The organism is Dysgonomonas sp. 216 (assembly GCF_010501065.1).
Lineage (GTDB): Bacteria > Bacteroidota > Bacteroidia > Bacteroidales > Dysgonomonadaceae > QVMM01.
In genome coordinates this window covers 282974-307967 of record NZ_QVMM01000001.1, presented here as the reverse complement: position 1 = coordinate 307967, position 24994 = coordinate 282974, and the positions used below count along the sequence as shown (strand labels likewise).

The 24994-nt window shown below is 37.2% G+C and carries 21 protein-coding genes; 10 read left to right on the top strand and 11 right to left on the bottom strand.

What is annotated here, in order from left to right:
- Positions 1 to 60 precede the first annotated feature (60 nt).
- The 4 genes from D0T53_RS01480 to D0T53_RS01465 are packed head-to-tail and all read right to left on the bottom strand — an operon-like array spanning position 61 to position 4484.
- Positions 61 to 537, bottom strand: a complete 477-nt coding sequence (locus tag D0T53_RS01480; RefSeq protein ID WP_163264344.1) for a pyridoxamine 5'-phosphate oxidase family protein — start codon at positions 535 to 537, stop codon at positions 61 to 63.
- A gap of 9 nt (positions 538 to 546) precedes the next feature.
- On the bottom strand, positions 547 to 837 hold the full coding sequence (locus D0T53_RS01475; protein ID WP_163264343.1) for a putative quinol monooxygenase: 291 nt from the start codon (positions 835 to 837) through the stop codon (positions 547 to 549).
- Positions 838 to 874: 37 nt separating this feature from the next.
- A complete protein-coding gene (locus tag D0T53_RS01470) occupies positions 875 to 1735 on the bottom strand; it encodes a DUF3316 domain-containing protein (RefSeq protein ID WP_163264342.1) in 861 nt (286 codons plus the stop codon).
- Between the two features lie 58 nt (positions 1736 to 1793).
- Positions 1794 to 4484, bottom strand: coding sequence for a DNA gyrase/topoisomerase IV subunit A (locus tag D0T53_RS01465; RefSeq protein ID WP_163264341.1), 2691 nt, complete (start codon positions 4482 to 4484; stop codon positions 1794 to 1796).
- Between the two features lie 302 nt (positions 4485 to 4786).
- On the opposite strand from D0T53_RS01465, the gene D0T53_RS01460 reads away from it, so the two are divergent.
- Positions 4787 to 5710: a glycosyltransferase family 2 protein gene (locus D0T53_RS01460; protein ID WP_163264339.1), complete on the top strand. Its 924-nt coding sequence runs from the start codon at positions 4787 to 4789 to the stop codon at positions 5708 to 5710.
- 5 nt (positions 5711 to 5715) lie between these two features.
- Here the strand turns inward: D0T53_RS01460 and D0T53_RS01455 are convergent, their stop codons facing one another.
- Entirely contained in the window at positions 5716 to 6351 is a 636-nt protein-coding gene (locus tag D0T53_RS01455) for a bifunctional 2-polyprenyl-6-hydroxyphenol methylase/3-demethylubiquinol 3-O-methyltransferase UbiG (protein WP_163264337.1), read from the bottom strand.
- Positions 6352 to 6723: 372 nt separating this feature from the next.
- Between D0T53_RS01455 and mutA the strand changes: the two genes are divergently transcribed.
- The 6 genes from mutA (at position 6724) to creD (ending at position 15447) form a co-directional block, all read left to right on the top strand.
- A complete protein-coding gene (gene mutA / locus D0T53_RS01450) occupies positions 6724 to 8616 on the top strand; it encodes a methylmalonyl-CoA mutase small subunit (protein WP_163264335.1) in 1893 nt (630 codons plus the stop codon).
- 16 nt (positions 8617 to 8632) lie between these two features.
- Positions 8633 to 10780 (top strand): methylmalonyl-CoA mutase, encoded by a 2148-nt coding sequence (gene scpA / locus D0T53_RS01445; protein WP_163264333.1) that lies wholly within the window; start codon positions 8633 to 8635, stop codon positions 10778 to 10780.
- 208 nt (positions 10781 to 10988) lie between these two features.
- The gene (locus D0T53_RS01440) at positions 10989 to 12827 is read left to right on the top strand and encodes a hypothetical protein (protein ID WP_163264331.1); all 1839 of its coding nucleotides are present in this window, start codon (positions 10989 to 10991) and stop codon (positions 12825 to 12827) included.
- A 327-nt stretch (positions 12828 to 13154) separates the two neighbouring features.
- The gene (locus tag D0T53_RS01435; protein WP_163264329.1) at positions 13155 to 13766 is read left to right on the top strand and encodes a hypothetical protein; all 612 of its coding nucleotides are present in this window, start codon (positions 13155 to 13157) and stop codon (positions 13764 to 13766) included.
- A complete protein-coding gene (locus D0T53_RS01430) occupies positions 13763 to 14062 on the top strand; it encodes a transcriptional regulator (protein ID WP_163264327.1) in 300 nt (99 codons plus the stop codon). The genes D0T53_RS01435 and D0T53_RS01430 overlap by 4 nt, the downstream gene beginning before the upstream one ends.
- A gap of 50 nt (positions 14063 to 14112) precedes the next feature.
- Complete coding sequence (gene creD / locus D0T53_RS01425; RefSeq protein ID WP_163264325.1) at positions 14113 to 15447, top strand: cell envelope integrity protein CreD; 1335 nt, start codon at positions 14113 to 14115, stop codon at positions 15445 to 15447.
- 209 nt (positions 15448 to 15656) lie between these two features.
- Here the strand turns inward: creD and D0T53_RS01420 are convergent, their stop codons facing one another.
- Positions 15657 to 17393: a phosphoenolpyruvate carboxykinase gene (locus tag D0T53_RS01420; protein WP_163264323.1), complete on the bottom strand. Its 1737-nt coding sequence runs from the start codon at positions 17391 to 17393 to the stop codon at positions 15657 to 15659.
- A gap of 207 nt (positions 17394 to 17600) precedes the next feature.
- Between D0T53_RS01420 and D0T53_RS01415 the strand changes: the two genes are divergently transcribed.
- A complete protein-coding gene (locus D0T53_RS01415) occupies positions 17601 to 18659 on the top strand; it encodes a class I fructose-bisphosphate aldolase (RefSeq protein ID WP_163264321.1) in 1059 nt (352 codons plus the stop codon).
- A gap of 155 nt (positions 18660 to 18814) precedes the next feature.
- Positions 18815 to 19651, top strand: a complete 837-nt coding sequence (locus D0T53_RS01410; protein ID WP_163264319.1) for a TerC family protein — start codon at positions 18815 to 18817, stop codon at positions 19649 to 19651.
- Positions 19652 to 19721: 70 nt separating this feature from the next.
- Here the strand turns inward: D0T53_RS01410 and D0T53_RS01405 are convergent, their stop codons facing one another.
- From D0T53_RS01405 to D0T53_RS01385, 5 genes are all read right to left on the bottom strand, one after another.
- Complete coding sequence (locus D0T53_RS01405) at positions 19722 to 19934, bottom strand: hypothetical protein (RefSeq protein WP_163264317.1); 213 nt, start codon at positions 19932 to 19934, stop codon at positions 19722 to 19724.
- Positions 19935 to 19936: 2 nt separating this feature from the next.
- Positions 19937 to 20908 carry a UDP-3-O-acyl-N-acetylglucosamine deacetylase gene (locus tag D0T53_RS01400; RefSeq protein ID WP_163264315.1) on the bottom strand — a complete coding sequence of 324 codons (972 nt, stop codon included), beginning with the start codon at positions 20906 to 20908 and terminating at the stop codon, positions 19937 to 19939.
- A 2-nt stretch (positions 20909 to 20910) separates the two neighbouring features.
- Positions 20911 to 21318 carry a thioredoxin family protein gene (locus D0T53_RS01395; RefSeq protein ID WP_163264313.1) on the bottom strand — a complete coding sequence of 136 codons (408 nt, stop codon included), beginning with the start codon at positions 21316 to 21318 and terminating at the stop codon, positions 20911 to 20913.
- A gap of 683 nt (positions 21319 to 22001) precedes the next feature.
- Positions 22002 to 22871: a BRO family protein gene (locus D0T53_RS01390; RefSeq protein ID WP_163264311.1), complete on the bottom strand. Its 870-nt coding sequence runs from the start codon at positions 22869 to 22871 to the stop codon at positions 22002 to 22004.
- 10 nt (positions 22872 to 22881) lie between these two features.
- Positions 22882 to 23799, bottom strand: coding sequence for an IS1595 family transposase (locus D0T53_RS01385; RefSeq protein ID WP_163264309.1), 918 nt, complete (start codon positions 23797 to 23799; stop codon positions 22882 to 22884).
- A gap of 335 nt (positions 23800 to 24134) precedes the next feature.
- Here D0T53_RS01385 and D0T53_RS01380 point away from each other — a divergent pair, with 335 nt between their 5' ends.
- On the top strand, positions 24135 to 24749 hold the full coding sequence (locus D0T53_RS01380) for a hypothetical protein (RefSeq protein WP_163264307.1): 615 nt from the start codon (positions 24135 to 24137) through the stop codon (positions 24747 to 24749).
- The last annotated feature ends 245 nt before the right edge of the window (positions 24750 to 24994 follow it).

Sequence of the window (24994 nt, the reverse complement as noted above, 5' to 3'; positions counted from 1 at the left end):
AAAGATAATATAAATGTGAATGCGTACGTAATACTACTTATTATATTTTAAATACTTATCTTAATATTTTGCTTTGGCAGTTACATGTTGTACTAAAATTTTAAACGCTGTTGTACGATCCCACGATTTCGCCATGTATGTTTCCCCTAAGTCTTCAAACCCATTCGAATACTTCTTCACCAAAAGCCTTAAAGCCTTTCGCTTTTCTTCATCCGATTCTATAATTACAGCTTCGCCAAAAGCAATAACACTCTCGTATAATGTTGTAAACTTATCGGCGACGGGTTGTGTTTTACCTACTACACAGAACGAGACTTTACTGTTTCGCTTAATTTCGTCCAGTTTCTGTCCGTCAGAGGCACAATGGAAATATAAGAAATTTGCATCCTTATCGTATACATAGCTCATCGGGACACCATAGGCGTATCCATTATCAGATACGCCTAATGATAAAAATCCGTACTCCGAAGTTTCGAGCAATTCATAAATACGCTCACCGGTCAACTCTCTGTTTTTCCGTCTTATTTCCCTAAACATACATTAAGGCTAGTATACTTTCTTTATAACGTCTATTGTCAAGCTTTCTATTTTTCCGTCAATAGCATTCTTAAATGTTTCGAAATGGTCGCTAACATTATGTGAGTCGATAGCATCCTGTGATTTCCACACTTCTAATATCACATATTTAAGAGGGTTGTTTGCATCCTGATGCAGATCGTACGATATATTACCCGCCTCTTTACGTGTTCCATCAACTACAGCTTTAAACGCCTTTTCTAATTCGTCCTGAAATTCTTTTTTGACAATAACCGTTGCCACAATCTTTAATTCGCTCATAGTTTTATGTTTTTATGAAAATAATTGTATCTATTCTTTATTCAAAATAGTAACTGCTTCTTATCAAATCCTTGTTTTGCATCTTGCGACCACCTACGTTTATGGATTCATAAACAACTCCTAAAACAACACTATGAGAATAGGTGTGTGTTTGCAAATCGTTAACCTTAGTTTGATAATACGACCCTAAATAACCCAACCTGAACGTAGCCCAGTTGGTAGGAAGATCGACTGTTATATAATTACGTAATGCTCGCTGATTATGCAATGAAGCAAAGTTTGCGACGCCAACAGTATTCCCTAGCGATATTTCGTAGTACGATTGCCCAAAATGAGGAGAGAATAGCACCCCAGCTACAGGAGAACTTACTTGCCACCTGAAAGTCGCAAAATGTAATTTATAGAAAGCCTGAACCGAAAGATTAAAATTTGCATATGCTCTTGCCGATGCCGGATTGTTAGAGTTTCGTTCATTGTAAAGAACTCCTAACGACCCGCTAACAAAACCTCCTGCTAAAAGTCTTAAATTATGAGCCTTATAAAGCTTATAATGACCACCCCAGTTATAACCGAACAAAAGCCAATATTCACGTGCATTCTTTGCTGGATTCTCAGCCCTTGCCACCTCTACTTCAAACAATTGCTGACGGATAAATCGATTGTTAAACCAACCGATTTGTTTCATCCGCTCGTTTAAAAAACGTAAGGATGTGCCCTTATATTCGAGAGGAGATAAATAAGTATCGTAAAGATTAGACGACCCTATAGCAATAGATGTAGCATTATTGGTAGGCCGGGGCATTTGTTCCTCTTCGGTTCCTGAATTTTGAGCAAAAGACACCGTACTGCAAAATAATACAGATAACAAAACTAAAACCCTTTGCCGTAAATTTGCCATTATAAAAATAAGCTATCGGTTTCGACTGCCATGCAAAGTAAACATTTTTATTCGAAAATTAATCGAAATCCAATTTTTGCTGACCGGTAATTTCATCTATAATATCAGTATCAGTTCTGTCGTCAACAATATCAGCACTATCATCGTTTGCATTTTCTTCTTCTGGTTCAGGATCAGGAAAACGCAAAGGCTCCAGTTCCTCCACCTCTTTTATTTCGTATGTCGAAAGACGTTTCCCCTTAGCCTTAAAGCCTTTAACCGCTATAAAGCTGTCAGCGTCGATATCTATTGCCTCGCGAAAGCTATCATGCCCACCAAAGGTTACTTTTATGCGAGGATAAACCGTATCGGTTAGCAATAGTAATTTCGAATCGGAATTTTCTCCTAAAATGCTTTGTTTCTTAACAGACGACTCAAGTTCAAAGCGTTTTAAATACACATACCCTTGATCGGCATCGAACAGAATGGCTGTCCAGTTTTTGTTAGCCTTAAACTTTTCTATACGAACAATACCACTTTCATAGTGATTGCTCGAATCGAAATTCGTTGTATAAAAATCGCCTGCTTCTGTAACAACAAGAATAAGGTCGTCGCTATGAAATTCGCCCAGATAATTTCCCCGTCCATCGTAATTCAAACGCAGGACATCCGGATCGAACCAAACTTTACGTCCTCCCAAAGTTGATCCGCCTTTCTGCTTCAACGATATTTTATGCACTTCTGCCTTAGTCAGTAAATTACCCATCGACTGACGCCCTTTTATGGCAATATCACTGAAGTCTTTTTCGAATACAAGTATCTTCTGGCGAGGCTTAGGCTTTAAAATCACCCTTATAGTTTCAGCTTCTCCATTCGGGTTTGCCGTAAAATATACAATACGAGAGCCTGCATCGCCTTGGGTTACATCATATTCTTTATCGCGTGTTATACCCTTTACTGCAAAACGTTTTATATAATGAAGACCCGCTTTTCCATTACGATATACAACATTGTAAATTGTGCGATTGTCGTTGCGCTTAAACACATTAAGATATAATACGTTTTTACCAACAAACATTTTCTCCGACACTTTTACAATCTTATACTTACCATCCTTGAAAAAGAGGATAATATCGTCAATATCGGAACAGTTACAAACAAATTCATCTTTTTTGAGCGATGTCCCGATAAAGCCTTCTTCCCTATTGATATATAATTTTTCGTTAGCCTCTACCACTTTCGTAGCTTCAATTGTATCGAAACTACGGATTTCAGTCATTCGCTGATAATTTTTTCCGTATTTGTCTTTCAACATTACAAACCACGAAATAGTATAATCTACAATATTCTCTATATTATGCTCTATTTCTTCTATGTCGGCTTTATAGCGTGCTATTAAATCGTTTGCTTTATCGGAGTTAAATTTAAGGATGCGCCCCATTTTAATCTCCATCAGCCTCAGTATATCATCTTTTGTAACTTCGCGAAAAAAGAGCTTACTGAATGGTATTAAACGTTTATCGATGTGCTCAACAGCAGCATCCATATTTTCGGCATTCTCAAAACCTTTATCTTTATAAATGCGTTCTTCAATAAATATTTTTTCGAGTGAAGCAAAATGAAGACTTTCTTCTAATTCGTTTTTTTGTATTTCAAGCTCCTTACGCAGCAAAAGCAATGTATTATCGGTTGTATAGCGCAATACTTCGCTTACGGTTATGAAATGAGGTTTATTATCCTCGATAACACAGCAGTTTGGAGAAATACTTATTTCGCAATCGGTAAAAGCGTAAAGGGCATCGATTGTTTTATCGGACGACACTCCCGCTGCCAAATGTATTTGAATTTCAACATTCTGAGCCGTGATATCATCAACTTTTTTAATTTTTATCTTACCCTTATCGTTCGCTTTCAGTATAGATTCGACCAACGACGAAGTTGTTCGTCCAAAAGGCGTATCGGTTATTACAAGCGTTTTATTGTCAAGCTTGCTTATTTTGGCACGCACCTTAACGGCCCCTCCCCGTTCGCCATCGTTATAACGACTGACATCGATATAACCTCCCGTCTGAAAATCGGGGTATAACGTAAACTCTTCTCCTCTCAGATGAGATATTGAAGCATCGCAAACCTCATTAAAGTTATGTGGTAATATTTTTGACGACAACCCAACAGCAATACCCTCTACTCCCTGAGTAAGCAACAGAGGAAATTTAACAGGCAGCGTTATCGGTTCTTTATTACGTCCGTCATACGAAGGCTTCCATTCGGTTGTCTTAGGATTGAATAATACCTCAAGGGCAAACTTCGAAAGACGTGCCTCAATATAACGGGGAGCTGCTGCTCCGTCTCCCGTAAGAACATTACCCCAGTTACCCTGACAATCTACCAATAAATCTTTTTGTCCCAACTGCACCAATGCATCCCCGATAGATGCATCTCCGTGCGGATGGAACTGCATGGTATGCCCGATTACGTTAGCAACCTTATTATAACGCCCGTCATCCATCCGTTTCATTGAATGGAGAATACGGCGTTGCACAGGTTTCAGCCCGTCACTTATGTGCGGAACGGCACGTTCGAGTATAACATACGAAGCATAATCGAGAAACCAGTTTTGGTACATCCCCGACAGATGCAACTGGTTTTCCCCCTCTTTCAAAGGCACCTTGTAACCCGAATGATCTTTCGGGTTATCCGGATTTTCGTCTTCCGGCAACTGTGGTTCTTCTGTATTTTCAATATCGTCAATTATATCCTCAGGAAGCATACATTTATATGTTGTTTTTCTTTTCTATTGCTCTTTTGAACAAGCTTCAAAGATAACTTTTTTAGCCGAATTTTCAAAACGACCAAAACCGCCTTGAATAGATTTACACCAAACAAACTTATTAGCTATTTAAATCAATTGTCGGATTAAAAAATCTGCCCTCCCATTCTACAGTCACAAACAACATACTAAGACTCAGCAGATTGAATCTACCTTTATTTATTTAGGCGTAAAGTAATGATTGTCCTATCTTTTCTTTTGAATAAAAATATCCTAATTTTACGGTCAAATAATCTCTATCAATGAAAAATCAGGTAAGTATTATTATAGTAAATTATAACACAGAGAAGCTTTTATCTGATTGCTTGAAATCTATTTACTCGCACACAAAAGACATTGAATTTGAGATCATAGTTGTAGATAATAACTCAAAAAAAGGTTCTTTATTGTCTGTTATCGAATCGTTTCCAAAAGTAAATTTTAAACTATCCGACAAGAACCTCGGTTTTGGAGCGGCAAATAACATCGGAGCTTGCATTGCAAAAGGTGAATATTTATTCTTCTTAAACCCCGATACTATTTTACTGAATGATGCCGTTTCAATACTCTTCAAATACATGCACGAGCACCCCGGCGTTGGCGTTTGCGGAGGTAATTTGTACAAAGCAGACATGAGTCCTAACTCATCCTATTACACTACTGATTTTCTAACCTTGGAATACAATATTATATTCAACAGAAAGTGGCTTATAGGATTCAATCACACAGGTAACCCATTAGATGTAAACGTTATTGTAGGAGCCGATCTTTTTATAAGAAAATCTGTATTTGAACAGGTTAAAGGATTCGACAAAGACTTCTTCATGTATTTTGAGGAGGTTGAACTTTGCGACAGAGTAAGAAAAACGGGATATAAAATAACCTCTGTTCCCGATGCGCAAATAATTCACTTACAGGGTGCTTCAGCCGAAAACAAAGGCGAGGATTTGAACAAATGGTCGTATCAAGAGCACTGGTACAGCAAATTCATATATTTTTCAAAGAGAAAAGGCTCTTCAAAAACAAGACTGGTATACAATACTCATATGCTAAAAGTTAATTTTGCCACAATTATATATCTTATATTGAGGCGAAAGAGTAAACAGGAATACTGGAAGCTAAAAAAGCAGATAATAAAGAATGCTTTCGACAGATATAAAAATTACATAAACTCAAAAAGAAAGTAAATGTATTATTTAGGATATGCAACAACAACAAACTGTTGATACTTAACATCCTCGAATCGATTAAATGCCAGAACATTAATTATAGAAGTAAGACTGAAAGCTCCTACCGAATTAATTCCTTTTATAGATTTAACCTCATAACCACATTCGTCAAACATTCTCAGGATACTCTTTTTTGTAAAAAAACGCAAATGAGTTTTATCCATAACTCCCGAATTTTTATATTTCCAATCTTTTTTCAATAAAAGCCCTATTAACACTTCAATAAACCGAACATTAGGTATAGAAGCTATTACACAGCCTTCAGGTGCGATATTAGCCTTTATTCTCTTCAGGCAATCTTCGGGATATACCATATGCTCAAGTACATCGTTAAAAAACACACAATCGAAATAGCCGGCAGGAAGTTCCTCATTTACATCGTCGAACGCCCCCGTCAGAACCCTATCCAATTTTGTGCGGGCTATATCGGCAACTTCTGCAACCATCTCAATACCCCACGTCTCTACGTTTTTCTCCTTTTTCAGATTTTCAGAAAAAATACCACTTGCACACCCAATATCTAATGTCCTTTTGATATTTAGAGGTATAAACGGATATAGCTCTTCACGTTGAAACGAATAATAGTCTGAATTTTGCATGAACTTAAAATATAAAAAGTTGCGTAAAAATAGAAAATTTAATCCGTTTTCATCACAATAAGAACATTCTAATTTTCACGTTTCAGCCAATACTGAAAAAAAAATCACAGTATTGCCAACCACATATCTCAATACGCACGAAAAGAATAGCTTTTATCAAAATATACCTAAAAAACTTTACCAACCAAACAAATTATTTTACTTTTGTAGGGTTTTCCCGAAAGGATGCAAATGTATGATTAACAGCATAGATACATAAAAAGAACAACCAACTTTACCGTCCACAAAAAGAACGGATATAACCGTTTGATTCATAACGGAATAAAAAGACTTATAATTTAACTTTAAAATATAACTATTCATTCAACAATTATGGCTAATCAAAAAGAAAAGCTTTTCACGGAATTTCCTTCGGTAACCACCGAGGAATGGATGGCAAAAATCACTGCCGACCTGAAAGGTGCCGATTTTGAGAAGAAACTTGTTTGGAAAACAAACGAAGGTTTCAAAGTAAACCCTTTCTACAGAAGCGAGAATACCGAGGGGATGAAAACAACCGATTCTCTGCCCGGAGAATACCCTTATGTTCGTGGAACGAAGAAAGACAATGACTGGTATGTTCGTCAGGATATTAAAGTTGTTGACATCAAGGCTGCAAATGCAAAAGTCCTTGACATACTGAATAAAGGTGTTACTTCGGTAGGCTTTTGTATAAAAAGCGATGCTGTTACAGCCGAAAATATCGAAGCCTTGCTTAATGGTGTATGCCTGGAAGCTGTAGAATTGAATTTCAACACATGTAATAAAAAGTCGTTGGAATTAACAAAAATACTTGTTGATTACTATAAGGCGAAGAATGTTAACGTGATGAATTGTTTCGGTTCTGTAAATTTCGATCCTTTCAAATCAATCCTTAAAAAAGGAAAAGACAACAATGAATGGATTGCTCAGGCAGCAGAAATAGTTAAAGCTGCGGCAGAACTTCCCCGGTTCAGGGTATTAAGCGTAAACGCACACATGTTAAGCGACAGTGGTGCTTTTAGCTATCAGGAACTAGGATATGCTCTTGCCTGCGGAAACGAAATACTTAACAAACTTATCGAAGCCGGATTAGACGCTACACTTGTTGCTAAAAAAATCAAATTTAACTTTGGTATAGGCTCTAACTATTTCATGGAGATTGCAAAATTCCGTGCTGCACGCTGGTTGTGGGCCGAAATTGTAATGGCTTACAGTCCGAAATGTCCGAACGAATGTCCGAACAAAACAGGAGACGGATTATGCCGCTGTGCTGCTAAAATGTACACACATGCGCAAACTTCAACATATAACATGACTGTTTACGACGCACATGTAAATATGCTTCGCACTCAAACCGAAGCAATGTCTGCATCTATTGCTGGTGTAAACTCACTTACAGTTCTTCCTTTCGACGAGCCATTCAAATCGTCAGACGAATTCTCGGAAAGAATTGCCCGTAACCAACAATTGTTGTTGAAAGAAGAATGCCACTTCGATAAAATTACCGACCCATCTTCGGGATCATACTATATTGAAAACCTTACCAACTCGTTAGCCGAAGAAGCATGGAAACTATTCTTGGCAACAGACGAAAAAGGATTCTACGAGGCTTTGAAGGCAGGAAGTGTTCAAACAGCAATACAAGAGTCGTCAGACAATCGCTTCAAAGCATTGGCTACACGTCGTGAAGTACTTCTTGGAACAAACCAATTCCCTAATTTTACCGAAGTTGCAGCAAGTAAAATAGTTGAAAGCGGTTCTTGTGGATGTGGTTGTGGAAACAGCGAAGGTTCTGAATTTAAGGCTCTACCCAAAACACGTTTGGCTACCGAATTCGAAAAACTCCGCCTTGCGACCGAAAAACATGGTGCTCCAAAAGTATTCATGCTTACTATCGGTAATCTGGCTATGCGCTTGGCGCGTTCTCAGTTCTCGGCTAACTTCTTCGGCTGTGCAGGATATAAAGTGATAGATAACCTAGGTTTCGAAACAGTTGAGGCCGGAGTTAAAGCAGCCTTCGATGCTAAAGCTGATATTATTGTTCTTTGTTCGAGCGACGACGAATATGCAACTTATGCTCCCGAAGCACACAAATTAGTGCAAGGAAAAGCTCACTTTGTTGTTGCCGGTGCTCCTGCCTCTATGGATGAATTGAAAGCTCAGGGAATAGAGCACTTCATCAATGTTCGCAGCAATGTACTTGATACTCTTAGAACATTCAATGCTAAACTTGGAATCGAATAAATTAAAGCTAAAAAAAATGAAACCAAATTTCAAAAATATAGACATTAAAACTGCCGGTTTTGCTGCAACTGATGCTGCGAAATGGGCTGCTGACAACGAGATTAAAGCTGACTGGATGACTCCGGAGCTTATTCCCGTAAAATCAGTTTATACAAAAGAAGATTTGGAAGGAATGGAGCATCTCAATTATGCTTCGGGATTACCCCCTTTCCTTCGTGGTCCATATTCAGGCATGTACGCCATGCGCCCTTGGACAATTCGTCAGTATGCAGGATTCTCTACTGCTGCCGAATCAAATGCATTTTACCGCCGTAACCTTGCATCGGGACAAAAAGGTCTTTCTGTTGCATTCGACTTGGCGACTCACCGTGGATACGATGCCGACCACCCTCGTGTAGTAGGCGATGTAGGTAAAGCAGGTGTATCTATCTGTTCGGTTGAAGACATGAAAGTATTGTTCGATGGTATTCCTTTGAGCCAAATGTCTGTATCTATGACCATGAATGGTGCGGTTCTTCCTGTACTTGCTTTCTATATCAATGCAGGCTTAGAGCAAGGCGCTAAATTAGAAGAGATGGCAGGTACTATTCAAAATGATATCTTGAAAGAATTCATGGTGCGTAATACATATATTTATCCACCGGAATTTTCGATGAAGATTATCGCTGACATCTTCGAATATACATCTCAAAAGATGCCTAAGTTTAACTCTATCTCTATTTCGGGTTATCACATGCAAGAAGCAGGTGCAACTGCCGATATAGAGTTGGCTTATACGCTTGCCGATGGTATGGAATACCTGAAAGCAGGTATCGACGCTGGTATCGATGTAGATGCTTTCGCTCCACGTCTCTCTTTCTTCTGGGCAATCGGTATGAATCACTTCATGGAAATTGCTAAGATGCGTGCAGGTCGTCTTTTATGGGCGAAAATTGTGAAAAGCTTCGGAGCTAAAAATCCTAAATCATTAGCACTGCGTACTCACTCTCAAACTTCGGGATGGTCGTTGACTGAGCAAGATCCTTTTAATAACGTAGGACGTACTTGTATCGAAGCAATGGCTTCTGCACTTGGACATACACAATCACTTCACACCAATGCTTTGGACGAAGCAATTGCGCTTCCTACCGATTTCTCTGCTCGTATTGCACGTAATACTCAGATATATATTCAGGAGGAAACTCAAATTACGAAAGAAATCGACCCATGGGCGGGTTCTTATTATGTGGAAACACTAACAAACGAACTTGTTCATAAAGCATGGGAACACATTCAGGAAGTACAAAAGCTGGGCGGTATGGCAAAAGCTATCGAAACAGGTCTTCCAAAAATGCGTATCGAAGAAGCTGCTGCACGTACTCAGGCTAAAATCGACTCAGGGCAACAAACCATTATCGGTGTAAACAAATACCGTTTGGAAAAAGAAGATCCGATCGATATTCTGGATGTGGATAACACAGAAGTTCGTCGTCAGCAAATCGAACGTCTGAACGATTTGAAATCGAAACGCGACAATGCAGCCGTTAAAAAAGCATTGGATGCTATCACAGAATGTGTGAAAACGAAAAAAGGAAACTTGCTCGAACTTGCAGTAGAAGCTGCTCGCCTTCGTGCTACTCTTGGTGAAATATCAGATGCCTGCGAAGTAGTAGTAGGTCGTTATAAAGCAGTAATCAGAACAATATCAGGCGTGTACTCATCAGAAACTAAAAATGACTCTACATTCCAGAAAGCCAAAGAGCTTGTGGAAGAGTTTGCTAAGAAAGAAGGTCGTCAACCCCGTATCATGATCGCAAAAATGGGTCAGGACGGACACGACCGTGGTGCTAAAGTTGTTGCTACAGGTTACGCTGACTGCGGATTCGACGTAGATATGGGACCATTATTCCAAACTCCGGAAGAAGCTGCCCGTCAGGCAGTAGAAAACGACGTTAATGTTCTGGGTGTATCTTCATTGGCGGCAGGTCACAAAACTCTTGTACCTCAAGTAATGGAAGAGTTAAAGAAATTAGGTCGCGAAGATATCATCGTTATCGCCGGAGGGGTTATTCCTGCACAGGATTATGACTTCTTGTATAAAGCAGGCGTAGCTGCAATCTTCGGCCCCGGAACTTCGGTTACCAAAGCTGCCGTACAAATTATGGAAATATTGTTAGCTGAATAAGCCAATCAATAACATATGTATAAAAACAAAAGCCATGTCAATAGACATGGCTTTTTGTTTCTTACCATACTCTCTAATTATGTTTTCATAAAACAATGCAACAATATACCCTAATAAAAGAGACGCTTTATCCGTATTGGTATAGTCTATTTTAATTTCATTTGCGATAGATATCGTTAATATAGAAATCATATTAAACCAAACATTTATGAAAAAAAAATTATCTCTTTTAATTATGGCTGTATGTTTATTGTTTCCTGCAGTAAGCCATGCAGACACATGGACAGTTTTTAATAACAATCCGTTCGTTGAAGCAGGAACAGTGTCTCCTCTCTCCGATTTCACAACAAAAAACCCCAGCGAAGTTGAACCTTGGGCGTATAAAGGCTTTAATTCAGTATCAAAAACATACACTGATTTTAGCTATATAGCTAACGGAAAAGCCGGTTCCGAAGGTTCGTGGGCTTTTAAAGTTGGCGATTGGTATTATTTAAGCACTAAAGGACGTGTACACATGAAGAGTTCGGCTGAACGTCCTGCTGTTCAGTTTACAGCTCCCGCCGACGGATATTATGTAGCTGATGTTGAAGCGCGTAGGGAAAAATACAATAATGGTAATTGGCAAACAAGAAAGGCTCAGGTTTGGGCATATTTCAATTTCATTGCATCAGGCTCAACAATAGTATCTTCAATGGGCTTTGACTTGGAAGTAGCAACCGACGCTATTTATAATAATGAAGGAAACGAAGGTTATTTCGCAACAAAATCTCAGCAGATGTATTTTTATGCAAAACAAGGCGATGTAGTTTCGTTCGAAATTGGATCTGCTTCAAGCGATACCGGTAATGGCGGAAGCATTTGGGATAAGTTACAAATATCGGATACCGATGAAGAAACAGCTAAAGCTAATCCTCTGTTCTATAATCCTTATGGAAGTTCCAGCGCTGTCGATATAACCGCATATCAAACAGCATACGATGCTGCTGCATCTATGGTTACAATTATGCAGGCATACGATTCTGATTTAGACAATCTAAAAGCTGCCAATGATAAAGACTATGGTAAATTCGATGCTTCGAAAATCGATATTCTAAAAGCAGTAGGTACCACATATACCCGCGATCTGTACACCGAAGGCGATGATCGTGCAACAGTATTAGCCAGTACCGGACTATTGGAAAGCGTTGTCAAGCTAAATCGTGAATTTTATATAGGCGACGTTGTAAGCAATCTTTCGTATGGTTGGTACAAAGTGAAAATTGCGACAGGTGAGTATTTAACATATAGCAATGGAAACAAATTTTTAGAAAACGAAAATAGCGACAATCAGATTTGGTATTTATCGAGACCAAACGGAGTATCCGGAAGATATGGTCTTTTCAGCTACAGTCAGTCGAAAATAGGTATTGAGCATAAAATGGTAGGTAACGGAGCCGGATTTATGCAACTTAATCCGAGCGGAACAGTTGACTCCAAAACAGCTTATATTACTCAATATGGAGGCGGTACACCCCCAACAATAAGTGGCATAGCGGGCGATGGAAACATCTTATATGGATCACTTATTGATAACCGCGATTTAAATTATCGCATTATATTTGAACCTTTGGCAAATTTCGCTAAGGAAGTAACAGATATGACAGATGGCGAATATAACCTGAAATTCAACGGTGTTGATGCTGTTATAGATGAAGTAACTATAACTGACAACAAAGTAAGAATTTCGGATATCGATTATGCACTTACACGTTATGGTAGTACAGAACCTTATACCTATGCTATAGGTACTAACGATACGAATGGTTATCTGATCTCCGCTAGTCTAAATAAAGCAACCGGAGTAGACGCAGTACCTTATGCCGGATTCAGCCTTACTCTTCTTAATCCTACAGGTGTAGAAGTAATTGAGAGCAACGATGCCGTTGTAAAAGTTGAGTACTATAACATGCAAGGTGTGAAAGTTCAGCCCGAAGAACAAGGCATTTATATTGTGAAGAAAACATACGAATCGCAAAAAACAAAAACAGAGAAGGTAATTAAAAAATAGATAATCAGTTTTATTCAGAACTGTAACGCAGTAATATGTTTATCATATTGCTGCGTTACTTTTATCTATAGTCTATAACGGGTATGAAAATTACCCCCTCCGATATTCTAACAAAAAAAAGGATTGAACTTAATCGTAAAATTGTCAGGTATGTCAGGTTTTTATAAAATATACTTTTGGGACACTTTAGCACAGGCATTTATTCTATCAAGGCAGAATTAATCAAGCATCACAAAGTAATATAAAAAAAGGTATTGTATAAAAAAGCGATAGTATAGTTGGATATTTAAAATTAAAAGCTTTACTTTGTAATTCAAAGTACAATGTATGAGTAAAAATATTGAAGATTTAAGGCATATCCGCTCGATGATGGAGCGTTCGAGCAAATTTACATCGCTTAGCGGTTTTTCTGTTATAGTGGCAGGGGTATTTGCCTTACTTGGAGCGTTGCTGGCCTATTATGTATTATATTCCGATTTTAGTATAACAGGTAATGTGGTACAAGATTTGCTGATTGACGCAGTACTTGTTATTGCATTAGCAGGAGCTTCGGGGGTGTTCTTCTCTGTCAGAAAAGCCCGTAAAAATTCAATTCGTTTTTGGCTACCTGCTACCAGGCAGATTATTATAGACTCTACCATACCAATGATTGCCGGCGGCTTGTTCTGCTTTGTGCTTATCTACAACCATTACACCCATATGGTTGCAGCTACTATGCTGGTGTTTTATGGTTTGGCTCTGATAAATGCCGGATCTCGTACCTACTCGGAAACGAAGGTATTGGGGATTTGCGAAATAATATTGGGCTTTTTGGCCGGCATATTTATATATAACGGTTTACTTTTTTGGTCAATCGGGTTTGGTGTTTTGCACATCATATATGGTGTGGTTATGTACTTCAAACACGATCGGGTGTCGAATAAAACCGTAGCATTATGAAGGATATAATATCAGGACTGAATAAACTATTCGATAGTCGCATTCGTTTGGGTATTATGTCGATATTGGTAGTTAACGATAGTGTCGACTTTAATACGATGAAGGAATTACTGGATGTGACTGACGGAAATCTGGCCAGCCATCTTAAAGCCCTCGAAAAAGAGGAAATTATAGAAGTGAAAAAGCAGTTTATAGGACGTAAGCCCAATACATCGTATCAGGCAACAGACTTAGGGCAAAAGCTTTTCAAAGAACATATTGATGCGTTAGAAAAATTAATCAATCCTTTAACATAATTTTTTTTATCCACGAACTTTGAATTTCAAAGTTCTTTTAATTATCCATTATGAAAACAAATCTTTTAAAAATGACAGATTCGTCGGCAATAAAGGCAGTGCTTATTGCTGTACTTGTATTATTAATGCTTATACCTATAAGCATGGTTAAATCTCTCATAAACGAAAGGGAGACTGTAAAAAACTCTGTAAAAAAAGACATCAGCCTCAAGTGGGGTGGTTCGCAAAATTTGACAGGCCCAATATTGGTATTGCCATACAAAGACTCGAATAACAGTGCAAATGTACAGTATGCTTATTTTTTACCCGATGTACTAAATATTGATGGAGATATAAAAGTAGAGGATCAACAGGTAGGTATGTTTAATGTTCCTTGTTATCAATCGGATATAAAGTGTGACGGCAGGTTCACTTTTCCCGATTACGAGAAACTTAATCTAAGAATAGAGCAAATAAAGTGGGACGACGCTTATCTATTGCTCGAAATTCCATCGTTACAAGGGATAAAGAATAACCTCAATTTCGAATGGAACGGCAAATATCAGACAGCAGTATCTGCCAATCAAAACAATCCTGTAATTCAGACCGGCTTATCTGTCAAAGCACCTATAACAATAGATACACCCAAAGAATATTTTGATTTTCAATTTGATTTGGTTCTGAACGGAACAGATTCGATAAACTTTACACCTTTAGGAAAACAGACTCATATCAGGCTGAAATCGGACTGGAAACAAGCTGAATTTATCGGCGATTTTATGCCCACCAAAGAAACTCATAATAGTAACGGTGTTGAAGCAAGTTGGGATATTTTTGATTACAACAGAAGCTATCCTCAAATGTGGACAGGTGTGAACAATAGTTTTAAAGGATCGGACATAGGCGTAAACTTACAAAATCCGATTGACCAATATCGGAAAACTATGCGTTCGGTAAAATATGCAGTAATGTTTATTGCACTCACATTTCTTGTGTTCTTTATTGTAGAATTGCTGAGCCGTAAGCGTATACACCCTATTCAATACTTTTTGGTAAGTTTTGCCCTTGTTTTATTTTATTGTTTGTTGCTTGCATTATCAGAGCATCTGCGATTCGGGTTTGCTTTTCTTATTTCTGCGATAGCAATTATTGCACTTATAACAGCATACGCAAAATCGGTATTCAAAAACATTAAGCAAACGGTTATAATGGGGCTGTTTCTTACAGGATTATACGTTTTCCTTTACGTAATACTTCAACTCGAAGAAATGTCGTTACTGTTGGGTAGTATAGGGTTGTTTATTGCATTGGCCACAGTAATGTATGTGTCGCGAAAAATAGATTGGTACAAAAAAAGTGATAATTACGAAGACACAGAAGTGATGAACGAAGAAATTGAGAACTAATAACCAGCTGCTTTATGGATTATTTTCTGAAGTTTTTATCTATATATCGAGAAGTCGATCTTTGAATATTTACATGTGCAATCGGTATCTTCTTTTATCGAAATATAATTTAAATGAAGAAATAGTCTATTCAGTAAAAAGCAAAAGGTGTCTCTGGTTTTAGAGACACCTTTATTATTACTACTTTATGATAAAGAGTTTTTGTCCTCTTAATCGGCATCATTAATTAATGAGAATAATTCTTCAGCAGCTTCGCGAGGTCCATTCTTTGCTTTGCCGTCGATAGCCAGCGAGGTATGCATTTCTCCAATTTTTACCCCGTTGTTTTGCATATCCTGAAAGTATTGGCGTACAAGAACTTCGGTTTCGGCTCTCTCCTGTACTGGTCCGAATGGGTTTGCAAAATACGATTTAACCAATCCTGTTTCGGTAGTTGTACCTTTAGCTTTACGGGCTCCGTCTTCAAACACCTGTATGGCTTTGCCTAAATCGTCGTAAAACAATATCTTTTTATCAGTGTCTTCGTAGTTGTTAGCATATAGCATGATGTCAACTTCATAACCTTTCATTATCACTTCGTACGTAGAGATAGGAATAGTTACACGAGCATTAACCCTATCGGGGTTGGTATATATACCACGGTCTAACTGCTCGTATGCATACATAGGATCAAGATCATCAATACGCACAAAGGCTCCGATTTCGGTACCATATCCTTTTATTGTACCATCTTCTTCTTTTTGTAGGAATCCCATATCGTCGAATATTACACGCATATGACGTATGTAATTTTCGTTCAAAGTACGGAATGCTTCAAGACTTTCGGATTTTCCGGCACCGCTATCACCCATGATGATGATATTCGATTCTTTACCGTTTTTAAGTACAATGTTAACCATTGCACCGTGTATTGGTAAGCGGTTTTGTTCTATTTGCTTCACGTTATGAAGCGTAAGAAGCATTTTCTTCATATATCCGAAATAGTCTATATCGTCGCAGTAGTTAGCGTATCCGATAAGTATGTCGTTCTTTTTATCTTTATAATAGAATGTACGTTTTTCTTCCACGCCGTCAGGATAACCGAATACATATATAATATCGGGCTTTTTACCGATGTATTCGTTTTCTTTTGCTAATTCGAAAAGATTGGCTAAACCTACTCCATGAACCATAAAATCTTTATGGAAATAAACAAAAGTAAGCATACTTCCTACTTTTGCAGGGTACACAAACCAATCGTCCTCATTAAGGATTATGTTTGAAAGTGGGTTTTGGTTATGCTCATGAAAAATACCGTCACGGGTATTTTTCTTTGTGTACGAAACAAAAGGAGGCTGTATAACAACAGTACTGATAAATGGAATATTTGTTAAGCCTTTATACTCGATAGGGCAATTCCATTTTACGTCGTTAAGCGTTAAACTTGCATTAGCTCCTGCCGTTGCCTGTCTGTTTACTCGTTGTTCATATCCATTAACAGTTTCTTGAATGCGACGTCCGGTAGATAGGATTAACTCGTTAAACATATCGTTTGCCTGTATGAAACGAACGTTTTGTAAACCTTCTCCTAGTCTTTTATTGCGTACGATACTGTATCTTTCCAGTTTTTTCCAGAATTTAAACAACAATTCGGTTACTTCCAGAAATAGATCTTTGTCATCGAAAAATATAGCATACTTATTATCAACCGCAATAACCTCTTCAGTATTGAATACCGTGAGGAGTTTGAATGCTTCAATTAATGCTTCAACTAAATCTTCTTCGGTTTTAAACGCTTCAATATAATGGCTGTAAATGATGAAATCGTCAGTTTTTAATTTTCTGACAAAAGCTTCGACTACCTTTTTAAATCCGTAACTACTAAGGAGTTTTTGCTTCGTATCACAATATTTCATTGTGAAATTTATCATTGCCCTTCCTCGAGACAGAGTAAATTCATGTAGCATATAAATAAATTTTGATTATTACATTTCAAACTTAGACAGGCTGGCAAAGATAATAATATTTTTTGTCAAAAAAAGTGCTTAAAGTTGTCTGTTTGTAAATTTTTCATGTTAAATAATCTTTTATTGCTTTTAATTCCCTGCTTTCCTTAAACAAAAGCCTATTTAGAATGTTTAAAAATAATAATATGTAAATAAAAAATTAATAGTATGGCAACTAAAGAAATTATAGAATTATTAGGCGATAAGGCCGGTTATTTATTAGATTATACAAGTAAAACTATCGACAAATCGCTTATTCATCTGCCTTCGCCAACGACAATTGATGACGTTTGGATCGATTCGGATAGAAACTTGCAAACGCTTAATAGCTTGCAACGGTTGTTAGGACACGGACGTTTAGCAAACACCGGATATGTTTCGATATTACCTGTCGATCAGGATATAGAGCATACCGCAGGAGCTTCGTTTGCTCCTAATCCAATATATTTCGACCCCGAAAACATTGTGAAACTGGCCATTGAGGGAGGCTGTAATGCAGTAGCTTCTACTTATGGAATATTGGGCTCCGTGGCTCGTAAGTATGCGCATAAAATACCTTTCATTGTAAAGATAAATCATAATGAATTACTAACATATCCTAATTCTTACAATCAGATACTATTTGGTACTGTTAAGGAAGCATGGAATATGGGCGCTGTAGCTGTGGGAGCAACTATTTATTTTGGATCGGAAGAGAGTCGCCGACAAATTACTGAAATAGCCAAAGCCTTCGAATATGCCCACGAGTTAGGTATGGCTACAATATTGTGGTGTTACTTGCGGAATCCCGCATTTAAAAAAGATGGGGTAGACTATCACGAGGCGGCCGACCTTACTGCTCAGGCTAATCACTTGGGGGTGACTATAAAAGCAGATATTGTGAAACAAAAACTGCCGACAGTAAACGGTGGTTTTACTGCTATTAACTTTGCGAAAAGCAGCCCGAAAATGTATTCGGAATTGGCAACCGATCACCCAATCGATTTGTGCCGCTATCAGGTAGTTAATGGCTATATGGGGCGTGTAGGGCTAATAAATTCGGGTGGAGAATCTCATGGCACATCCGATTTGAGTGATGCCGTATACACAGCTGTGGTAAATAAACGTGCAGGAGGTATGGGATTAATAAGCGGACGTAAAGCTTTTCAGCGCCCGATGAAGGATGGAGTTGAATTGCTTCACACAATTCAGGATGTTTATCTAGACAATACCATAACAATAGCGTAGCTTTAGAAAAGACAGAAGCAAAATGGGCATATCTTGCAATAATGAGTATGCCTGTTTTTTAAACGTAAATAAAGATATTTTACAACATACTAAGTTGGCAATATATCTTTTTATAAATTTGTGAGATTTTTCGGCGTACATTGAATTTGATAAATATGGATTTTCTTGAAGTTTTTTTATTGCCAAGCGCGTGGATTGCTTTGTTAACGCTTGCTTTTCTGGAAATAGTGTTGGGTATCGACAATATCGTGTTTCTGTCGATAATGTCATCAAAACTTCCCGAACATCAACAACCTAAAGCCCGACGATTGGGTTTAGGTATTGCTATGCTATTCCGAATTTTATTGTTGTTCTGCATATCGTGGCTCATGAAATTGACACAGCCGATATTTTCTTTCGATACATCTTGGTTTGATGGGGCGGTTTCGGGGCAAAGTGTAATTATATTTTTAGGAGGCTTATTCCTACTATATAAAAGTGTGACAGAGATACATCATAAACTGGAAGGTGTAGAAGAATCGGGCGAAGGTCGAAAGGTTTCAAGCGGATTTGCTTCTGTTATTGTACAAATAGTTGCGCTGGATATTGTTTTTTCGTTCGATAGCGTACTTACGGCTGTAGGGTTAGTCAGTTTCAACGAATTTGGCTATGGAGGAGCAATGGCTATAATGGTAACAGCTGTAGTTGCTGCGGTAATGGTTATGATGCTATTTTCGGGGCCTGTAAGCCGCTTTGTAAACACACACCCTACCATACAAATTTTAGGTTTATCATTCCTTATACTTATAGGTGTAATGCTTCTTGTTGAGGCTGCTCACTTGTCGCATATTTCGATATTCGGGTCAACTGTGGGAGAGATACCTAAAGGGTATATTTATTTTGCAATTGCTTTTTCGCTGTTAGTCGAGTTTCTGAATATGAAGTTGAAGAAAAAATCGAATCCTGTAGAGTTGAGGGATACTAAGATTATAGATCCGAAGGATAAAAAATAGAAGAGGAAAAGGCTGCTAACAACCTCACCTCTTCTCAATGAAAAAATGGTTTATCCTATCTTATGAACCGCTAATAATCTGAATTTCGTTTATCGAATAAGCTGAAAATAAATCCACCAAACAAACTGCCTGCTGTACAGTTGAACCAACACTCGGACGACATTGGGTATACACCCCAGTAGCATCCGAAGAAGTACCAGTGCAGAAAGCCTAAAACTACCCCGACAACCAACCCAAGTAATACATACTTGTTTAAGTTTAGAAATAAAGCAAATTTACTCATAATCAGATAATTAAAGCTTCTTTTTCTTTCAGTGTTTGTCGGCTGTTTTTCTTTCTTGTTTCGGCAAGAAAGTTTTTGCGTATAGCTTTTACAAACACACTGTTAATTTTATGTCCGGGGCAAACGGCCACAATAGTACCTTTAATGAATCCGCCGGCTAAAGCTAAATCACCAATAAGATCTAATAATTTGTGACGGGCAGGCTCGTTAGGGTATAATAATGGTTTATTCATTATATATCCTATTTTTTTAGCATCCCGTTGTTTAGCACCTGTTAAATCAGCCAATTCATCAAAATCTTTCTGGTCGATTGGAGTATCATGTATAACAATTGCATTATCCAGATTTCCGCCTTTAATAAGACCTTTGTCTAATAATGGCTTTATATCTTTCATAAATACAAAGGTTCTTGATGCAGCAAATTCCCGTGCAAAATCGGATATATTGCTTAAAACGGCACTTTGTTTTCTTAAAAGAAAAGAGTTATATGTTATCTCCACTTTAATCTGTAAGCTATCGCCGGGAACAAGAATTAGCGATGCACCTGTGCCTTTGTCAATAACCCTTGTTTTCTTTTTGCTGATGTCTATATATTTTCGGGGCGCTTCCTGTTGCTGGACGCCTACTTCTTTTATTTTGCTCACATATAAGATAGAACTTCCGTCCAAAGCCGGAAATTCGGTGGCACTAACATCAATCAGGCAGTTATCTATTTCGCAGGCATACAAAGCGGCTATTGCATGCTCGATGCTACTAATCGACACTCCGTTTTCTTCGATTATTGTGCAGCGCGACGATTCTACAACATTTTCGGCAACAGCATTTATAACAGGCATATCCGGCAGGTCGATTCTTCTTATTTGATACCCGTGGTTTTCGGGGGCAGGATGAAATGTAACCTTTGATACCAGCCCCGTGTGCAAACCTTTTCCTTCGAGACAGAAACTTTGTTTCAGCGTTTTTTGATAAATCATACTCATACCTGTTTTTCTAATCGTTTTATTATCATTTTCAGATTTGTTTGAGACACTGTACCCATAATGCGACTAACTTCTACACCGTCTTTAAAAAGCAAAACAGAAGGTGTACCCGATATGTTAAGACCACAACATAACTCGGATGCTTCGTCACTTCGTATCTTGTAGTATTTTATAGGGGAATTTGGCGGATTGTTGAGCATGCTTAACTCCGATTCCATTTTTACATCGGATGTTTTTTCCGGATTGTAAAACAAAACACATGTATATTTATGCTTTATACTATCAGGGAAGCTTTTTTTATCGATTTCCTTTAAAGTGGCGATATAATCTTCCTGCGGAGACAGGTCTTTCCTTAACTCCCATATATTTGCAGCTATAATAAACACTACAAATAAGATAACCATATGTACTGTCTTGATCCTAAACATCGGAATTCATAATCTTTTCGATTACAAAGATGGAGTTTACTTACCGGATATTTACAGTCCATTTTTCGCCCAAAATGTCCTATTGTTCGCTTTCTGTGTGAAAATAATTTAAAAAGTGTATTATTTATGATGTTTTTTGCTTAATCATAGTTTATGTACAATTGTAAACTAAGCAGAGGCATACAATTACACTCTGATAGAATTAACATCTACTCTAAGATGCTTCAAAGGCACATTTTATAAAAACCTGACACATCTGACAGATTTATTGTTCGTTAAAATTATACTTATTAATTTACTGCCGCGCATCTTACCGATGCTTGCCTTCGTTCATTTTGCCTTGATGCAAAACGAACCAAAAAATCAAGACTGCGCCTGCTGTGCGACCCGCCATTTAGCTTGTTCACTGAACAAAAAATAACTCGCACAAAAGATTGTGCTGACTTTTAAGTCAGGCTATGCTCAAACAGCTTTTTGTTCCGGGCGTTCACTTCGCTAAGCGGGTACCCCGCACATACGGCGAGGTCGGTCCTTTTTGCGAAGCATTGTCTGAGAGCGGCCTTAGCTTCGACGGACAAAGCATGCAGGCGGCAAAGGCGTTAAAAATTAAGGTAACTATATATTAGTTTACGGTAAAACTTGAAAAATAAAAGGGATAGTTAGTTATCCCTTTTTGTTTTTGGATTATGTTTTGTTATTACTTTCAGTTCTTTGTCTATAACATCAGAAACATTTTCTTGAATATCATTATCGCTTGGTTTTTCCAAAAGTTTAGGTAGATAATCTAAAGCTACAGGATCTTTTTCTCTAAAATAAATAGGACCTCTTTTCGGCAACCATATATTAAAGACAAATCTTCTAAATTCGGGCAATAAGTCAAGAGGGTACATTTTTGCATCTACATCAATCCTCTCATCAACAAATGAGTGTTTATATTTCTTATATGAATTACGAAGAGGATGCTCTATTTTCTTTAGATAATCAGAAAACATTTTCCCGACTGAAATATCAGGATAAAATCCTTTACCATCAATTCCTTTGTCAGGGATATCATATCCATATTTTGAAAGTTCTTGTCCTAATGTAACAAACAGTTCGCTAATTACAGAAAAATATCCCCTGTCTATTTTATGGAAATTATCTTGATACCTTTTTATAAAGTTTGGAAGTTCTAATCTATCTATTTTTCCATAATATCCTCTTTCTCGAATAGAAGGTATAACTTCATCAAAAATCCAATCTGCAAATTTTTCAGCAGAAGGTAGTTCTGATTTAATTGTTAATCTATAAATCTGACCTTCTGGGATAAACTTCATAAAAACACCACCTATACCATTGGGGTGGGCAACATAGTGATTCTCTATGTTGGCTGGTTTACAATGAGTTGCAACAGCCTCATTTGGGTTTTTATACCCAAGTGCTTTTGCAACATCTGATGCACAAAATAAAATTCTACCATCTATCTCGATTGTTCTTATCTCATTAAATGGATTTTCGTCAGATTCAAATTTGAATATTTCATAATGCATAATAACAAACTTAATTTATCAGATCTTTGTATTTCAATCTCCTATTTTTCGTATTACACAAAAGTAAATTAAATCTTTGATATTGGGAATAATCTCGTGTATTATATCTGAAACAAAATTCATCCACATATCGTTGTAAATGTTTTCTTGATATGTAGTGATAAACACCAATATATCCACGTTTTAAGATACTCCAAAAACCCTCTATCGTGTTCGTATAAACATCGCCAACTGCGTAAACTTTAGCTACGTGAAACACTTGCTTATGGGTGTATTTTTCATGTAAATTACCATAAAACCATTCATCTGTATAAACTGTAGATTCTTCGACAATATGTTTATCAATAATAGGTCTTAAAGTTTGCGCTTTGGTATCAGAAACAACTTTAGCTATTACTTTTCCTCCACGTTGCAACATTCCGAAAACGGGAGTTTTGTCTTTAAAGGCTCTCCCTTGTGAGTTTTTTACCTTCTTATCCCAATGTCGGTTTTTGTTTTTGCCTCCGACAAAAGTTTCGTCAATTTCTACTTCTCCTTGTAATTGAGCATCTTCTTGTGGTTGTCCATAACACTTTCTTATTCGATGGAGCATGAACCAAGCTGTCTTTTGTGTAACATCTATATATTGGGATAATTGTAAAGATGAAATACCTTTTTTATGAGTGGCATTAAGATAGATCGCAACAAACCATTTTACTAATGGAACTTTTGTATTTTCAAATATAGTATTAGTCTTAGCATTGAAATACTTTCTTGTATTAACACACCAATAGCGATTATTTTTACACTTATAAACTTTCGATGTTTCATCAAATGGAGATACAATATTTCCATCCCATATAGTTTTTTCTAAATGTTCAATACAAGCCTGTTCCGTTGGAAAAGTTGTGAATATTTCGATGATGGATTTGAAGTCTTTACCTATCATAAACTCAAGATTAGCAGATGTTTAAAGATAGTGAAAAATAAGTTATTGCACAAATTTTAACGTCAAATCTTTTGGTTTTAACGATATGTTATTAGCTTTGTATTGACATATTAAACTAAAAAAAGCGTTAGCTTTTATTCTTGTCTTAGAAACTTAGGAACTTTCAACAAGGCACAAGGGTAAGTAGCCAATGCTCATGCTATATTTAATGGCGTGGGCTTACTTATTTGTGCCACAGGTATCCTAAGACCTCTAAGACGAATATAGTTAAGTTCCACGCTTTTTCTATTCTATAAACCCATGTCGGGACTGCATGGAACAAAACAAAATTCATTATGAAAATTGTATTAGTAATCATTGGAGTTCTAATAATATTAGGCTCATTTATGACATCAGCAGGAGGACAAGTATCTTTTGTTCCAGACTTCTTATTGCCCACGATTATTGGTGGAGCATTAATCTATTTTGGAAGTAAGCCAAGTAAAAAGAGAGAGTATTATATGAAAGCAAAATTACTTACACTAATACTCCTTTGTCCTATGTTTATGTGGGGGCAAAGTGAAGAAAATAAGAATAATATACAATACATTAAGACCTTATTCAGTCAATATGGATCAGGGAATGAATTTCGTAGTAAAATAGAACATGATGTAACATATAAACATTTCATAAAAGGTGACAAAAAAGGGAATGTACAACATGACCTTAAAAATGTAAATTCAAAAGTAACTGTATATACAGCAAATCAAGGAGGATATACCAAAATCGAAATAAAGACAGGCAATGACACTCAAACACTTTGGGTAGAAAATATAGGCATAATTGAAGAGAATGGAAGTATTGCCTTGTCTGCATCTGTTGTCAATTTCAAGGATGTTTATGTTGTATGGAATCTATATCTTTTTGGATATCAAGGAGCGTTAAATACATTTCTTCTTTACAACAAATAATGGAAGTCCTACAAGTTATGTTAGGAATAACACTAACTATAACATCATGTTCTGTATTATTCGCTATGATCATGACAACAGAGGAAGTTAAACCCCATCAAGTTATAATAACTTTACTAATCCTATTAGTTTCGATATTTTTAATTCACAATGGAGTAAAGAGAAATAGAAATAAATAACATAAAAAGCCACTTAATTGTGGCTTTCTTTTTTATACCTTTACCGTAAAGTTAGATATAGTTACC